14 protein-coding genes and 1 tRNA gene are annotated in these 15,659 nt (G+C 45.9%); 11 read left to right on the top strand and 4 right to left on the bottom strand.

Annotation, left to right across the window (positions count from 1 at the left end; genetic code table 11):
- Positions 1-2 precede the first annotated feature (2 nt).
- Positions 3-87 (top strand) — tRNA-Leu (locus L865_RS25805).
- 200 nt (positions 88-287) lie between these two features.
- Positions 288-2,090, top strand: coding sequence for a putative bifunctional diguanylate cyclase/phosphodiesterase (locus tag L865_RS24390; RefSeq protein WP_051484762.1), 1,803 nt, complete (start codon positions 288-290; stop codon positions 2,088-2,090).
- 64 nt (positions 2,091-2,154) lie between these two features.
- On the opposite strand, the gene L865_RS0122260 is transcribed toward L865_RS24390, so the two are convergent.
- The 3 genes from L865_RS0122260 to lolB all read right to left on the bottom strand — a co-directional run bounded on the left by L865_RS0122260 (position 2,155) and on the right by lolB (position 4,633).
- On the bottom strand, positions 2,155-3,102 hold the full coding sequence (locus L865_RS0122260; RefSeq protein ID WP_028775241.1) for a ribose-phosphate pyrophosphokinase: 948 nt from the start codon (positions 3,100-3,102) through the stop codon (positions 2,155-2,157).
- Between the two features lie 66 nt (positions 3,103-3,168).
- Complete coding sequence (gene ispE, locus L865_RS0122255) at positions 3,169-4,023, bottom strand: 4-(cytidine 5'-diphospho)-2-C-methyl-D-erythritol kinase (RefSeq protein ID WP_028775240.1); 855 nt, start codon at positions 4,021-4,023, stop codon at positions 3,169-3,171.
- Complete coding sequence (lolB, locus tag L865_RS0122250) at positions 4,016-4,633, bottom strand: lipoprotein insertase outer membrane protein LolB (protein WP_051484771.1); 618 nt, start codon at positions 4,631-4,633, stop codon at positions 4,016-4,018. Before lolB ends, ispE begins: the two co-directional genes overlap by 8 nt.
- A 335-nt stretch (positions 4,634-4,968) precedes the next feature.
- Between lolB and hemA the strand changes: the two genes are divergently transcribed.
- From hemA to kdsA, 9 genes are all read left to right on the top strand, one after another.
- Complete coding sequence (hemA, locus tag L865_RS0122245; RefSeq protein ID WP_028775238.1) at positions 4,969-6,219, top strand: glutamyl-tRNA reductase; 1,251 nt, start codon at positions 4,969-4,971, stop codon at positions 6,217-6,219.
- Between the two features lie 13 nt (positions 6,220-6,232).
- Complete coding sequence (gene prfA, locus L865_RS0122240) at positions 6,233-7,318, top strand: peptide chain release factor 1 (protein WP_028775237.1); 1,086 nt, start codon at positions 6,233-6,235, stop codon at positions 7,316-7,318.
- 40 nt (positions 7,319-7,358) lie between these two features.
- The gene (gene prmC, locus L865_RS0122235; protein WP_028775236.1) at positions 7,359-8,201 is read left to right on the top strand and encodes a peptide chain release factor N(5)-glutamine methyltransferase; all 843 of its coding nucleotides are present in this window, start codon (positions 7,359-7,361) and stop codon (positions 8,199-8,201) included.
- 175 nt (positions 8,202-8,376) lie between these two features.
- Entirely contained in the window at positions 8,377-9,321 is a 945-nt protein-coding gene (locus L865_RS0122230) for a bile acid:sodium symporter family protein (protein WP_028775235.1), read from the top strand.
- A complete protein-coding gene (locus L865_RS0122225) occupies positions 9,321-9,974 on the top strand; it encodes a Vat family streptogramin A O-acetyltransferase (protein WP_028775234.1) in 654 nt (217 codons plus the stop codon). Before L865_RS0122230 ends, L865_RS0122225 begins: the two co-directional genes overlap by 1 nt.
- A 208-nt stretch (positions 9,975-10,182) precedes the next feature.
- Positions 10,183-10,569: a SirB2 family protein gene (locus tag L865_RS0122220; RefSeq protein WP_028775233.1), complete on the top strand. Its 387-nt coding sequence runs from the start codon at positions 10,183-10,185 to the stop codon at positions 10,567-10,569.
- Entirely contained in the window at positions 10,569-11,357 is a 789-nt protein-coding gene (locus L865_RS0122215) for a transglutaminase family protein (protein WP_028775232.1), read from the top strand. Before L865_RS0122220 ends, L865_RS0122215 begins: the two co-directional genes overlap by 1 nt.
- Positions 11,358-11,495: 138 nt before the next feature.
- Positions 11,496-12,752, top strand: a complete 1,257-nt coding sequence (locus L865_RS0122210) for a DUF819 family protein (RefSeq protein ID WP_028775231.1) — start codon at positions 11,496-11,498, stop codon at positions 12,750-12,752.
- Between the two features lie 72 nt (positions 12,753-12,824).
- Positions 12,825-13,673, top strand: a complete 849-nt coding sequence (gene kdsA / locus L865_RS0122205; RefSeq protein ID WP_028775230.1) for a 3-deoxy-8-phosphooctulonate synthase — start codon at positions 12,825-12,827, stop codon at positions 13,671-13,673.
- Positions 13,674-13,848: 175 nt separating this feature from the next.
- Here kdsA and L865_RS0122200 read toward each other — a convergent pair whose 3' ends face one another.
- On the bottom strand, positions 13,849-15,603 hold the full coding sequence (locus L865_RS0122200) for a flavocytochrome c (RefSeq protein ID WP_028775229.1): 1,755 nt from the start codon (positions 15,601-15,603) through the stop codon (positions 13,849-13,851).
- Positions 15,604-15,659 lie beyond the last annotated feature (56 nt).

Here is a 15,659-nt window from a genome sequence, read left to right as displayed (position 1 = left end):
GTGCGGGAGTGGTGGAATTGGTAGACACGCCAGATTTAGGTTCTGGTGCCGCAAGGTGTGAGAGTTCAAGTCTCTCCTCCCGTACCATTATTGAAAACAAAAAAGCCTGTCTTGATGACAGGCTTTTTTGTTGCCATTTATCCCCGCACCACTTTATGCTGATTGGTATTACATATTTAGCTGCTATTGATTGCCCGAATTTCTATCTGCCTTTGTTGGTTATATGTTGCGAAAGCTGTTTTGCCGTGTAGTATTAATTTTACAGGGTAAGGAGTTAGGAGGCAGCATTGGGTTTTCGACAAGGTTCTAGCTTGAAAGGGATTGAAGCTAGGCATATAAAGCTGATTTTGAGCAGCACATATGTATTATTGCTTGCAATCGTTTTTCTCATTATGTTTCAGCTGCACCAGGGAACAAACATCACCTATTTTTATGCTGCAGTTGCCGTGTTACTACTTACTTCACGGTTTACTCGCAGCTCGCTGCTAAAGAAAATCACCGCCATTTTGGCGATTGTCACGTTTGTTGCATTAGGGGTGCTTTACCCCATGGGTATGGAAAAAATTGAAGAAGCATTCATTCTTATTCCATTGATGTACGTAATTTTATTTCCACATTCATTGTGGCCTATAGCCGTTGCATTTGCGCTGCTTCTTACCTATCTTCCCAGTCTTTTTAGTCATGATATTTTCGACTTTGTTGAGGATAGTTTAGAGATAGTTGTGATTGCCACTTTTGCATCGATAATGTCTCTTTATCAGTCAAAAACGCGGCAACAATCGCTGCACTTCCAGCAGCAAAGCCTCACTGATGACATGACTTTGCTGGGAAACCGAAAAGCATTCTTGCAACGGTTAGACGCTGAGATAAAAGCAACGTCGGCGGATTCAAACCACAGTTTCATATTGATTTTGCTAGATTTAGATAACTTTAAACAAGTTAATGACCAGTATGGCCACCTAGTGGGTGACGAGTTACTGCAAGGTGTTGCAACGCGGTTAGATCAGTTTGTCGCACAAAAAGGCTGCGTGTTTCGACTAAGCGGTGATGAATTTGCGATGATATTAACGCAGGCGGGCGGTGCTTCAATTGATGGCAGTTTTGCGGCACTTGATCAGCAGTTCTTTAACCACAGTGAAAATGCATTTGATCTGACCAATCATTTAATCCATATATCAATGTCTGGTGGGTACATTCAATTTCATCATGCTGATATGGATGCTATCTCTGTTACTCGTGCCATTGATCTCGCTTTGTTGAGTGCTAAAAAAGCCGGTAAAGGTCAATTAGTGCAATATCACCCATCAATGTTAGATCAGGCTAAACGCAAAGTTGCCTTGGAAAGCGAATTGAATCAAGCTATTGAACTGTCACAGTTCACCTTAGTTTATCAGCCCAAGGTTTCGTTGGCATCTGGTGAAGCGGTAGGCGCCGAAGCACTTCTGCGTTGGAATCATCCTACCCTAGGAGCGATTTCACCTGCTGAGTTTATACCCATAGCAGAGAAAACGGGTTTAATTGCTTCAATCGGTAAGTGGGTGCTATTAGAGGCGATGGCACAACTTGCTCTATGGCAGAAAAATGATAGCGAGTTCAGTGTTTCAATTAATATTTCTGCTGTGCAGGTGAAGCAAGGCGGGCTCGTTAAGCTGATCACCGAAAGTATTTCCCGTACCGGCGTTAATCCACATGGTATCGAGTTTGAACTCACAGAAACCAGTATCATGGAGCAACCAGAACGCTATATCGATACCTTCGAGTCGATTAGAAGTTTGGGATGCAAAATTGCAATTGATGATTTTGGGGTAGCGTATTCATCACTCGGGTACCTGACGAAGCTGCCAATAGATGTATTGAAAATAGACAAAAGCTTCATTGATGACAGTGCAACCAGCTATCCACACAGAATGGTGGTTAAAACCATTGTACAGCTTAGCCAGAATTTAGGCTTGCAATCGGTCGCTGAAGGAGTAGAAACTAAAGAGCAAAGGAACTTGCTTCGTGAAGAAGGCGTAGATATCTATCAAGGGTACTACTTTTCTCGGCCTGTTTCCGCAGCAGCAATTGCCCCTTTGTTGAATTGCGCTTGAGCCTAGTTTATTGACAACAAAAAAGGCACTCAATGGAGTGCCTTTTAGCTGTTTAAAGCGCGAATTAGTGCTTAAACATTGCAGAGATAGACTCTTCGTTGCTTACGCGGCGAATCGCTTCAGCCATAACAGTAGACATAGTCAGTTGCGATACTTTGTCGATTGCAGCGATTTCTGGGCTCAATGGAATGGTGTCAGTGACAATCACTTCATCGATAACAGACTCAGCTAGGTTCTTAGCAGCGTTACCTGAGAAGACAGGGTGAGTAGCATAAGCAAAGACACGGTTAGCACCATGTTCTTTTAGTGCTTCAGCTGCTTTACACAGTGTTCCGCCAGTATCAATCATATCATCAACGATAATGCAGTCACGGCCTTGAACGTCACCAATGATGTGCATCACTTGTGCAACGTTCGCCTGAGGGCGACGCTTATCAATAATGGCTAGATCAGAATCATCAAGCAACTTGGCAACAGCACGAGCACGTACTACGCCACCAATGTCTGGTGATACTACAACTGGGTTGTCCAGTTCTTTGGCGACCATGTCTTCAAGCAGTACAGGGCTACCAAATACGTTATCAACTGGAACATCGAAGAAACCTTGGATTTGCTCTGCATGCAAATCACAAGTTAACACGCGGTCTACACCCACACTTGATAGGAAGTCTGCAACCACTTTTGCAGTGATTGGTACACGCGCACTGCGGACACGACGGTCTTGGCGGGCGTAACCAAAGTATGGGATTACCGCCGTAATACGGCCAGCTGATGCACGACGCAATGCATCAACCATGACGATAAGTTCCATCAAGTTATCGTTAGTTGGTGCACAGGTAGATTGAATGATAAATACATCCGCACCACGTACATTTTCGTTAATTTGGACACTGATTTCACCGTCGCTGAACACGCCAACTTCTGCGTCTCCAAGTTTACAAAATAGGCGATCTGCTATCTTCTTTGCGAGACTAGGTGTTGCGTTACCAGCAAATAGTTTAATGTCAGGCACTGTATGAACCTCAGGCGTATGCTTCATTTTAGTGGCCAAGCGCGTAAATTACGTTCTTGGATGGCTTTAAGGCTGAGATAATCTCAACGCTAATGGTGATTTATTTGCCCCTTTAGCGACAAATCCGCGCATATCTTGAGGTAGTTTTGCCAAGATATCTAACGCTTGCTGCTGCTGTTTGAATTGACCAAAAACACATGCTCCGGTTCCGGTCATTCTGGACGGCGCATATTCTATCAGCCACGCCAAGGCTTTGGCAACTTGCGGGTAACGATCGCATACGAGCTTTTGGCAATCGTTTTGCCATGGACTGCTCATTAAAGTTTGGCAGTCTAACTTAGGGGTATCACGGGTAAGCATTGGATTAGCAAACACTTCTGCGGTCGATACATGTACATCCGGCACCAGTACCAAATACCAATATTCGGTAGGTGTTACTGGGGTAAATTGCTCACCGACGCCCTCTGCAAATGCTGCTAAACCATTAATAAAAACAGGGACATCAGCGCCTAGCTTTAATCCTATTTCGCACAGTTGTTTATTACTAAGATTGGTTTTCCAAAGCTGGTTTAAGGCGACTAATGTGGTGGCCGCGTCAGAAGAACCCCCTCCGATCCCGCCGCCCATTGGCAGCTGTTTATCCAGCCAAATCTCGGCGCCATACTGGCATCCTGTGGCTTGCTGTAGCGATTTTGCGGCCTTGAGAATTAAGTTATCGCTGTCAGGGACAACGCTGGCCATCGATGAGTGTAGTTGTAAGCTGCTGTCTTCGCGCACTTGAAAATCGAGGTAGTCACAATGGTCAATAAACTGAAACAGGGTCTGCAACTCATGATAACCATCATCGCGGCGGCCATTGATATGTAAAAACAGATTAAGTTTAGCCGGGGCTGGCCATCGGTTAGAGCGGGGGTTATTCACTGAGTATTCCTTCAGTCGCAATGGCGACGCCATTGGTGATTTGATTGTCTTTAGGTGCAAGCGCCTGCCATTGACTCACTTGAATTTTTAGACGAATGCTATCTTTGTTGACATCTAGTAGCCTAGGTAATTCGGCGCCGCTTTGTTGCTGCCAAGATTTGAACTGTACCTGCCATGGAGACGTCGCGGCATGGGTATGGGCACTTATTGGTCGCTGGGCATCATCACGCTTTGTCACCACATCCGTAGCGGATACCTGTCCGGTGATCCATAAAGGTAATGTGTCAATGGGAATTGACCAGCCGGTAAGGCGTGCTAACAAACGTTGCGGGTCACTATCTTGGTAAGTATTGCCATCTAACTGCAAAGTTGAGCCCGATGGGTCACGGGTTAGTGATAATACTGTGGTGCCTAGCATCGTGGTTAAGGTTATCCGATCCCGTGTTGGGGTGTGCAACCAATAGAGGTTGGTGCTGAATTTGTCCTGCTCGGTGCGCACAGCAAGTTTGCCCTGCATTTCCCAAGCGTAGGCCTGGCTGACATGATTGACGTTCACATTAACTAAATCTTGTGGTGGCCGAGTTGAGCAAGCTTGCAACAATATGCACATCGCAAAAAAGAAAATAGAAGCTGTTTTTGTGAAGTGGTTCAAATTATTCGTCTATTGCTGATATTTGATGAGACATATCATACGAGGGCATGACCAAAATACCAATGCTTGATATCAAATTTAGCTCAATCGCCTATCATGCCTAGCTCACAAGGGTGTGACTAACCAGCAACTAACCGGCTAATTATCGTTATCGATACTCATGGTTTAATTAAAAAAATCGGTGACAATTAATATTATTATTCGGTTTTGTTAAGCGTATTCTGTTTTTAGTTGGTTCAATTCAGTAGAATGAGCCTCAATAAATGAGATGCCAAGAGTCCAGAACGAGTCAAATGAGCCTTGTAGCAATCGGTATTAATCATAAAACCGCTACGGTAGACCTACGTGAAAAGGTAGCGTTTGCCCCAGATAAAATTCATGATGCAATGAGAAGCCTCGCCAGTCGTACTAAGACAGGTGAAGCGGTCATTATCTCAACTTGTAACCGTACTGAATTGTACTGCAATACCGGCGAAGAGGCCGATGTGATTGCATGGTTAGAAGAGTATCATCAGTTAAATCATGAAGATGTTGAACCCTGTTTGTATCGCTATGCGGGACAAGAAGTGGTGCAGCACTTGATGCGCGTTTCCGCTGGACTGGATTCCCTCATCTTAGGTGAGCCGCAAATCCTTGGGCAGGTAAAGCAATCTTTTGTTAAAGCAAAAGAGGCTGGGACTGTCGCGGTTACCATGGATCGCTTATTCCAAAATACTTTCTCTGTTGCTAAAAAAGTGCGTACCGAAACTGAAATCGGTGCCGCAGCAGTGTCGGTGGCATTTGCTGCTGTAAGTATGGCGAAACATATTTTCTCGGCGTTAAGTGCCACTAAGGTGCTACTTGTAGGGGCAGGTGAAACCATTGAACTGGTTGCCCGTCACTTAAAAGATAACGGTGTTGATTCGATGGTGGTGGCAAACCGTACAATTTCACGTGCGGAAGCGATGTGCGAAGAGTTCGGTGCCACAGCAATTACACTCGAACAGATACCAGAGTATCTCCCTAAAGCCGATATCGTGATATCCTCTACCGCGAGTCCTTTACCTATATTAGGAAAAGGCATGGTAGAAAAAGCGCTGAAGCAACGTCGTCATCAACCTATGTTGTTGGTTGATATAGCAGTTCCGCGAGATATAGAGGCAGAAGTAGGCGAACTTGATGACGCTTTCCTTTACACCGTGGATGACTTGCAAAGCATTATTGAACAAAATATGGCCTCGCGACGCGAGGCTGCCGAGAAAGCTGAGTTAATTGCTGAAGAAGAATCTCATCTATTTATGGAATGGATTCGCTCATTAGAATCCGTCGATAGCATTCGTGAATATCGAACGGCCAGTATGGCGATAAAAGATGAGTTGGTAGAGCGTGCAATCAATAAGCTTGCCCAAGGCGGAGACAGTGAAAAACTGATCCTTGAGCTAGCGAATAAATTGACCAATAAACTGATCCACGCCCCTACGCAAGCACTAACCGCAGCCAGCCGCCAAGGCGACCTCAATAGCATAGGTCAGTTACGTGCGGCGCTCGGATTAGATAAAGACTAAGGTTAGCGTTTTAATGAAGGACAGTGTAATTCGCAAGCTCGAAGGCTTGCTTGAGCGTAATGAAGAAGTATTGGCGCTGCTAAGTGACGCAGAAATTATTGCCGATCAGGAGCGTTTTCGCGCTTTGTCCAAAGAGTATGCTCAACTTGAGGACGTGGTAAAAAGCTTTAAAGCTTTTCAGCAGGCAGAAGAAGATCTTGAAGCAGCCAAAGAGATGCTTAACGAAGATGACGCTGATCTAAAAGAGATGGCAGCTGAAGAGATCAAAGAAGCCAAGGCGACGCTCGAAACGCTAGAAGATGAATTGCAAATCCTATTGCTACCTAAAGACCCCAATGACGATAACAACGCCTTTGTTGAAATTCGCGCGGGTGCGGGCGGCGATGAAGCGGCTATTTTTGCTGGCGATCTGTTCCGTATGTATAGCCGTTACTGCGAAGGTAAGCGCTGGCAAGTCGAAGTGATGAACGCTAACGAAGGCGAACATGGCGGATTTAAAGAGGTGATTGTTAAGGTTTCCGGCGAAGGTGTTTACGGTAACTTGAAATTTGAATCCGGTGGCCATCGTGTACAACGTGTACCAGAGACTGAATCCCAAGGCCGCGTGCATACTTCAGCATGTACGGTAATTGTATTGCCAGAAATCCCTGAAGCTGAAGCGATTGAGATTAACAAAGCCGATCTTAAAGTGGATACTTTCCGCGCCTCTGGTGCGGGTGGTCAGCACGTCAACAAAACTGATTCTGCGATTCGTATTACTCACATTCCAACGGGTATTGTGGTTGAATGTCAGGATCAGCGCTCGCAGCACAAGAACCGTGCCCAAGCAATGAGCGTACTGTCTGCACGTATTCAGGCGGTAGAAGATGAGAAGCGTCGCAGTGAAGAGGAAACCACTCGTCGTAGCTTAGTGGCAAGTGGTGATCGCTCAGAGCGAATCCGCACCTATAACTTCCCACAAGGGCGCATGAGTGAGCATCGTATTAACCTCACGCTGTATCGTTTAAATGAAATCATGGAAGGTGATCTCGATGTCATTATCGAGCCGTTGATGCAAGAAAACCAAGCCGATATGTTAGCGGCGTTATCAGACGAATAACGTCTGCCTTTTGCATCAGATAATAAGTTAAGGATAGCCCTTGTTTCAGACTATCTCAGAGGCCCTTGAGTGGGCTTCTTCGCAATTGGCCGAGATTTCAGAATCGGCCAAGCTCGACGCGGAAGTGATATTACTTCACGTGATTCATAAGCAGCGTAGTTATTTGTATACCTGGCCAGATGACAGGTTAAATGGCGAACAGATCGACAGCTTCACCCAGATGGTCTCGCGGCGCGCATTAGGCACGCCAATTGCCCATATTGTGGGGGAGCGTGAATTCTGGTCGTTACCCTTTATGGTCAATCCCAGTACGCTCATCCCACGACCTGATACCGAAATTTTGGTTGAGACTGCGCTCAACTTGCCGTTAGCGCACTCAGCTAAAGTGCTTGATTTGGGGACGGGTACTGGCGCAATCGCTTTGTCGCTGGCGTATGAGCGTAAGGAATGGCAAATTACCGCCGTTGATAAGGTGATTGAAGCGGTTGCATTGGCTAAGGCGAATCGTGACCATTTACAGCAACCGCAAGTCAAGATCATTCAAAGTGATTGGTTTGATGCCGTTGATTGTTACGATTTCCAGCTTATTGTATCTAATCCTCCTTATATCGATGCCGAAGATGAACATCTCAACCAAGGCGATGTGCGTTTCGAGCCACAAAGTGCCTTAACCGCAGATGAGCATGGCTTTGCTGATCTTTACTATATTGCCGCGGCGGCAAAAGACTACTTAGCCCCTGGTGGCTACCTGTTGCTTGAGCACGGATTTGGCCAGGCGCTGCAACTCCGCGACAAGATGATTGCCCTAGGCTATGAAAGCGTTGCAACAGTGCGTGACTTTGGCAGTAATGACAGGTGCACATTAGGCCGGTTGCCGCGCTAATATAGTGCTTAAGCGCGACCTTTGCGCGCAATGCCATAACGCCACCTTAGTGATACTCAGGTGGCGTTATTGTTTTTATCCCTTACAGTCTCTGCTATGTTGACTGCCACTAACTGCTTTTTAAAAGATAACTGTGCTTGTAACTGCTTTTGCCAAGGAATGACACCCAAAGACTATGCAAACCATTAACCGACTGTTCCCACTTTTAGCGCTGATTGGTGCAGCGTGTGCCTATTGGCAGCCGCAACTGTTTAGTGGCTTTAGTAATCTGATTGTGCCTTTACTGGTGATCATCATGTTGGCAATGGGCTTATCACTTAATGTCAGTGACTTTACTGCAGCCGTTAGGCAATACCGCGCCGTGGGCGTGGGATTAGTCTTGCAGTTTAGTGTGATGCCATTGAGCGCACTGTTAATCAGTCAGCAGCTCGGGCTTGATGCTGACTTAACCTTAGGATTAGTGGTGGTGGGCAGTGTTGCTGGTGGTACGGCATCAAATGTGGTGTGTTATCTGGCCAAAGGCGATTTAGCGCTATCAATCACTATGACCGCCTGCTCGACCTTATTGGGCGTGTTACTCACCCCGATGATTATCGAATTGGTTGCGGGGCAGGTGGTGGCGGTTCCAGTGCTGGCGATGTTAGTCAGTTTAGCCAAAATTGTGTTGTTACCGGTTATTGTGGGCTTGTTGGCCAATCACTATTTAGCCGCCTCGGTTAGCAAAATAAGAGGCGTATTGCCCTGGATATCTGTAGTCGCCATCTGTATGGCGATAACTATCATTGTTGCTCTCAATGCCCAGCGCATTGAGCAAATAGGAGCAATCGTACTGCTGGCGGTGATATTACATAATGCCAGTGGCTTAGCACTCGGTTATGGTGTTTGTTATCTACTCGGCTTTAGTCACAAGGTGTGTAAAACCATCTCGCTAGAAGTGGGTTTGCAAAACTCTGGCTTAGCTACCGCCTTATGTGTGCAGTTTTTTAGCCCGGCTTCTGCATTACCAGCAGCGATTTTCTCAGTGTGGCACAACCTATCTGGTGCGATGCTCGCCGGTTATTGGTCTGGGAAGCAGGCGCAAGATAGGCAAGCAGATAAACCGTCGCAAAAGGAGGCGTAATGACAGGTCCAAACCCCGATACTCAGTACCCTTTAGCTGAGTTTAAACAAGTTGGTTTTCTAAAAAACTTCATTGTTAGTGAGCATATTATCGTCGGCGATTACACCTACTACGACGATCCAAATGGTGTCGAGAATTTTGAGAAAAATGTCTTGTACCATTTTCCTTTTATTGGCGACAAACTGATCATCGGCAAGTTTTGTGCGATAGCGCGCGAGGTGAAGTTTATTATGAACGGCGCTAATCACAAAACCTCTGGCGCGTCGACTTTTCCCTTTTTCATTTTTGGCAATGGCTGGGAAGCCGCCACGCCCGCTGCGGGCGAGTTGCCTTATAAAGGCGACACCGTTGTCGGTCATGATGTTTGGATTGGCCATCAAGCGATTATCATGCCTGGGGTGAATATTGGTGATGGTGCCATCATCGCCAGTGAGTCTGTGGTTACTAATGATGTGCCGCCTTACAGTGTGGTTGGCGGTAATCCTGCGGTGGTGATAAAGCAGCGTTTTGATGATCAGACAATTAAGGCGCTTAAGCAATTGGCATGGTGGGATTGGCCGGCAGCTAAAATTAGTCAACACGTTAAACTGATCAGTGGTGATGATATTGAGGCGTTACTGGCGCTGGCGGCAGAGTCAATCGCCTCAACTTAACCATTTTGTGCTAAAAGGGAGCGTCACGGTCGTGCAACTTGTATCAGAACACTCCTTATCGACTTATCGACTTATCGCAAGTTAGCGCTGAAATTACGCTAGATTCAGTCTACTCATCGCTTAATCCCAGCCTGTTTGATTATCATGTTGGTGCCTAGCTGACACATAGGTTACACTAGCGCCTTTCTCAGCCAAGATAGAGTAGAAAATGGAAAGTTTGTACCCTGCAATCAAACACCTTCATTTAACGCTAATTGCTATTAGTGTGGTGTTTTTTATCGTACGTTTTGCACTACATATTCGTCAGTCTTCAATGATGGATAAGAAATTCTTTAAAGTGGCCCCCCATGTGGTAGACACCTTTTTGTTGTTGTCAGGCCTAACCCTATGCTTCTTTATTAAACAGTACCCATTTGCAGATCCTTGGCTTACTGAAAAGCTAGGTGCTGTTGTCGCTTACATCTTCTTAGGTGCGATTGCACTCAAAGCCAACCGCAACCGACTATTTAAAACTTTTGCAGCATTAGGTGCCGTAGCATGGATTGTCTATGCAGCTAAAATTGCCATGTTCAAACAAGCGATTTTACTAGGTTAATGAGTCATTTGAAGTTAAAAGATACCCTGACCTTACCTGAGAGTGCGTTTGAGGTTACTCAGCACTTGGGTTTTGGTGACAAAGAAAAAGCCAAGTGGGCTTGGTATGAACTTGCCGGTTCAGTATTAAGCCATTACTTGGTAGACCAGCAAGCACGCCTTGATGCGCTATTAAAGTGGTTTTATCGAGATCTAGGCTTCTGTGCGCGCGAGTCTTACTTCAGTCTTGAAGCGGCTAACCTGGCGACCTGCATTACCAGTCGTCAAGGTAATAGCACGACATTGGCCACAGTGTTGATGTTATTGGCTAAGCAATTGGATTTAAAGCTCGATGTGTTATTGCTGCCCGGCACTACCTTGTTGTCGAGCCGCATTAACGGTCAAGTGATGTACATTAATCCGCTAAATGGCGAGCAGTTAACACGGCATCAGCTACATGTATTTGTTCGTGGTGAATTGGGTAATGGCGCGCCTTTTAAGCCGAGTTACCTCAAGCCCGTCAGCCTAAAGCGTATCTTGTCGAGGATGATCCATGAGCTCAAGGCGGGGGCGATATTAACCAGCCAGTTTGAAGCTGCCATGGAGTGCTGCAACTTGCTACTACAGTGGCACGAAGATGATTTAAACCTCAATCGCGAGCGGGCTTTCATTGCCCAACAATTGGGTTGTATCAAAGTGGCCGCTGCAGACTTAAAACATTTTGTGGAAAACAGCCCACATGATCCGGTCACTGAATTAGTCAAATTACAATTAAAAGAACTGAGCGACGACCGCGAAGTTTATCATTAACGGATAAGCCGCACATTGAATGTGCGGCTTTTTGCCTGATCCGAGCCTGATAAAGTCGCTGTTGTTTGCTGGGCAACAACAAATAAAACAAAACCAACAACAAATAATAAAGATCGAGATGTTATCTAGGGGGATATCATGAGCAGCAGTACCGCATTGGTTACTAACGATGCCACGGGCCTTGGCCTGCTGGCGGTAATACTTGGGTTTGTGTTTTACACCAGTAACAGTCGCCACCCGTTTTGGCAAAAATTCTATCGTTTTATACCCGCACTGCTAATGTGCTATTTCCTGCCATCATTACTGAACTCGTTTAACATTATTGATGGGCATGAGTCGCAGCTTTATTACGTCGCGTCTCGATATTTGTTACCCGCTTGTTTAGTGTTACTGATTTTAAGTGTTGATTTAAAAGCTATTTTAGGACTTGGGCCTAAAGCGATTATTATGTTCTTAACGGGAACCGTAGGCATTGTGATTGGCGGGCCCATTGCACTATTAATTGTGTCGGCTTTGCATCCTGAAGTACTAGGAGTGAGTGGACCTGAAGCCGTATGGCGCGGCATGACCACGTTGGCGGGTAGCTGGATTGGCGGCGGCGCCAACCAAGCGGCAATGAAAGAGATTTATGAAACCGGTGGTGATATCTTCTCGATCATGGTGACGGTGGATGTGATTGTTGCCAACATCTGGATGGCAGTTTTGTTGTTTATGGCTTCTAAAGCGAAGCAGATTGATGCCAAAACCGGTGCCGATACCTCTGCAATTGAACGTTTGAAAGTGAAGGTCGAGCAGTACCATGCGGAGCACGCACGAATTCCATCACTACAAGATTTGATGATGATTGTTGCGGTAGGTTTCGGTATTACCGGTTTAGCGCACATGGTGGCAGACTTTTTAGGGCCATTTTTTGAAGCCAATTACCCCTGGACGCGTGATTACAGCCTAACTTCTAAGTTCTTCTGGTTAATCGTCACTGTTACCACTATTGGTTTAGCGTTGTCGTTTAGTCCTGTACGCCATTTAGAAGCGGCAGGTGCCTCTAAAGTGGCATCGGCATTTTTGTACATCCTTGTTGCGACTATTGGCTTGCATATGGATGTGTTTAAACTGTTTGATGCTGAAAACTTATGGTATTTTGCCATTGGTATCATTTGGATGTTAGTCCATGCTGGCTTTATGTTGCTGGTAGCCAAACTGATCCGAGCGCCACTATTTTATATGGCTGTGGGTAGCCAGGCTAACGTGGGCGGCGCAGCCTCTGCACCTGTGGTTGCAGCAGCGTTTCACCCGGCGCTGGCACCTGTCGGTGTACTGTTAGCGGTACTAGGCTATGCTGTAGGTACATACATGGCATGGCTCTGTGGCCAAGTGCTTCAAGTTATTGCTTCATAGGGCTGCACAGCAGTAGCAGAATTAATATTGTTTTTGCCAATTCTTATTGGCCTAGGTAGAGAGAAGTTATAGATGAGCATGAAAACCATTACACTGGATGCGATAGCGATCAGTAACGATAAGCCTTTCGTATTGTTTGGCGGAATGAACGTATTGGAATCGCGTGATCTGGCGATGAAAATTGCCGAGCATTATGCAGAAGTGACCCAAAAACTGGGCATTCCATATGTGTTTAAAGCATCGTTCGATAAGGCTAATCGCTCATCAGTAAACTCTTATCGTGGTCCGGGTATGGACGCTGGCCTGAAGATTTTTGAAGAAATTAAATCGACATTTAATCTGCCATTGATCACCGATGTGCATGAACCGCATCAATGTGCACCAGTGGCTGAAGTAGTGGATATTATTCAGCTACCAGCATTTTTAGCCCGTCAAACAGATCTTGTGGTAGCAATGGCGAAAACCGGGGCGATTATTAATGTCAAAAAACCCCAATTTTTAGCTCCCCATGAGATGCGTCATATCATCACTAAGTTTAATGAAGCCGGTAACGACAACATTATTCTTTGTGAGCGCGGCTCAAGCTTCGGTTACAACAACCTCGTTGTTGATATGTTGGGTATGGATGAGATGAAACAATCGGGTTACCCGGTGATATTTGATGCGACCCATGCACTTCAACGCCCAGGTGGGCGCAGTGATAGTGCCGGTGGCCGTCGTGCACAGGCAACGGAATTGGCGCGCAGTGGTATGGCACTCGGTCTTGCAGGTTTGTTCATTGAAGCACACCCCAACCCAGATGAAGCGAAGTGTGATGGCCCATGTGCATTACCTTTGCATCAACTAGAGAACTACCTAACCCAGATGAAGGCCGTTGATGACTTAGTGAAATCTTTCGATCCGATAGATACCAGCAAGTAAGTCAAATACAGCAAAAATCAGCCTCGCAATCTAGCGGGGCTTTTTTTGGTCTAGATGCTGTTAGTAGAGACTTATGTACAGAGAGGAAGCAAACTTTATCTATACTTAGTGCGAAAAAAGCTGAGCTCAATGATTGAGCTCAGCAAAAATGGCGCAGGGTGATGTTAACGAACAATTACTTTAGTGAGTATTTGGCAGCGTTTTCTCCTGCTTTGCGGCCAAATACAACCGTATCAGCAATCGCATTGCCTCCTAGCCGGTTGTAGCCATGTACACCGCCAGTCACTTCGCCTGCAGCAAATAGGCCTGGCATTTTCCAGCTTTGTAGATTTAGCACATTGGTATCGGTATCAACCGCGACGCCACCCATTGTATGGTGAATACCGGGTGCAACCTTCACAGCATAGTAAGGTGGCTTGCTAAGATTTAAAGGCATATCTTCACGACCAAAATCGCTATCTTTTCCTTTAGCTTGGTATTCGTTATAGACTTTTGCGGTGTGCATTAATTTGCTCATACCTGTGATCTTAGCCAGTTCCTCAATCGTGTTGGCTTTGCTAAGCATACCTAGATGCTCATAGCCGCGAACCATTTTTTTCTTCTCTACGAGTTGCTCATCAAAGACTAACCAAGCGTATTGGTCTTTCTGCTTTAAAATGGCATCAGATGCGCGGTCACGGGTGGTCAATTCACTGATGAAACGTTCACCGTCGGTGTTAACCATGATAGCGCCGACTCCGCGAACAGTTTCAGAAATTAAAATTCGGCTATCTTTGCCTATGGTTGGGTGTGCTTGTACCCAATCAATATCGGTCATAGAGGCGCCAATTTCTTTGGCAAGTAGCACACCATCCCCTGTTGCGGTGACATTGTTTGAGCTGGTCATATCTTTCATGGTTGGACGATAGTAAGCGACCATTTGCTTATTCATGCCATAACCGCCTGTTGCCAGTACTACTGATTTTGCTGCGACCATATTGTAGCCACTGTGCTTACCATGAACTACAACACCCGCTACAGATTGATCATCATTGAGGACAATTTTCTCAACCCGTGAATTCACTCTAACGGGAATATTGCGTTCATCGGCAGCTTTACGAAGGGTATCAATGATATGTGGGCCAACCGACGCACCACCTGATGGACGGTGTGTCCGCTCTACACGAGCACCACCAGAACGTTTTAAATCGTTCATGTTAGCACCTAACGATTCCAGCCATGCCACTGCGCCAGCTGACTCTTCAGCTAATATTTGCACCAGCTTAGGATCGTTCTGATAGCGGCCGCCTTTCATGGCATCTTCTGCATACCAATCTATAGAATCTTCAATCCCTTTAGCTTTTTGTTGTGGTGTGCCGACAGCGTTGATACCGCCTGCCGCTAACATGGAGTTGCCGCCGGTGTAAGCCGCTTTTTCAAATAGGACGACGTTTGCTCCTGCCGCTTGTGCGGAAATTGCAGCATTAAAGCCAGCTGAACCACCACCGACAACGATAACATCGACCGTTTCTGATGGCCCTTTGGCAATGGCTTTAGCTATCTTCTCCTGGTCCCAGCCATTATCCCAACGTTTTTTCTCTTTAGCGTCAGCAAATGGCATTTCCATTTCAAAGTTATGGCAGTTGTTACAAGTTAACTGTGGTTTTGAGTGAGCGGAATGACATGAAGTGCAGTTGATATCACCAAGGTGAGAGGCGTGCGGATCGAAAGTTAGTTCATTGTTGACAAGATCCTCATAGTCTCCATGGCATGAACGGCATTGCTGGTTTTCATGGGTTTCACTGTCACTGACCTTTAACGGTTTAGTGTGGCAAGACTGACAGCTATCCATATCTGCATGGAATTTAGCTAAATCAGTCGATTTTGCGACAGCGGCGCCGGATGACAACATTAGGATTGCCATGACCGAAGCGAGTTTAGTTATTTTCATCATATACTCCATATCTACTTTTTATTGCGGCATTTTTGTCGCTTGTTTGTATGGGC

It is taken from the genome of Shewanella waksmanii ATCC BAA-643 (genome assembly GCF_000518805.1).
GTDB lineage: Bacteria > Pseudomonadota > Gammaproteobacteria > Enterobacterales > Shewanellaceae > Shewanella > Shewanella waksmanii.
Note: the sequence above shows the minus strand (reverse complement) of the source record. Positions and strands in the feature narration are given on the sequence as shown.

Excerpts from the sequence above, each read along its gene's own strand:
- lolB (WP_051484771.1), bottom strand. The coding sequence starts at position 4,633 with ATGTGCATATTGTTGCAAGCTTGCTCAACTCGGCCACCACAAGATTTA.
- hemA (WP_028775238.1), top strand. The coding sequence starts at position 4,969 with ATGAGCCTTGTAGCAATCGGTATTAATCATAAAACCGCTACGGTAGAC.
- prfA (WP_028775237.1), top strand. The coding sequence starts at position 6,233 with ATGAAGGACAGTGTAATTCGCAAGCTCGAAGGCTTGCTTGAGCGTAAT.
- L865_RS0122230 (WP_028775235.1), top strand. The coding sequence starts at position 8,377 with ATGCAAACCATTAACCGACTGTTCCCACTTTTAGCGCTGATTGGTGCA.
- L865_RS0122225 (WP_028775234.1), top strand. The coding sequence starts at position 9,321 with ATGACAGGTCCAAACCCCGATACTCAGTACCCTTTAGCTGAGTTTAAA.
- L865_RS0122220 (WP_028775233.1), top strand. The coding sequence starts at position 10,183 with ATGGAAAGTTTGTACCCTGCAATCAAACACCTTCATTTAACGCTAATT.
- L865_RS0122215 (WP_028775232.1), top strand. The coding sequence starts at position 10,569 with ATGAGTCATTTGAAGTTAAAAGATACCCTGACCTTACCTGAGAGTGCG.
- L865_RS0122210 (WP_028775231.1), top strand. The coding sequence starts at position 11,496 with ATGAGCAGCAGTACCGCATTGGTTACTAACGATGCCACGGGCCTTGGC.
- kdsA (WP_028775230.1), top strand. The coding sequence starts at position 12,825 with ATGAGCATGAAAACCATTACACTGGATGCGATAGCGATCAGTAACGAT.
- L865_RS0122200 (WP_028775229.1), bottom strand. The coding sequence starts at position 15,603 with ATGAAAATAACTAAACTCGCTTCGGTCATGGCAATCCTAATGTTGTCA.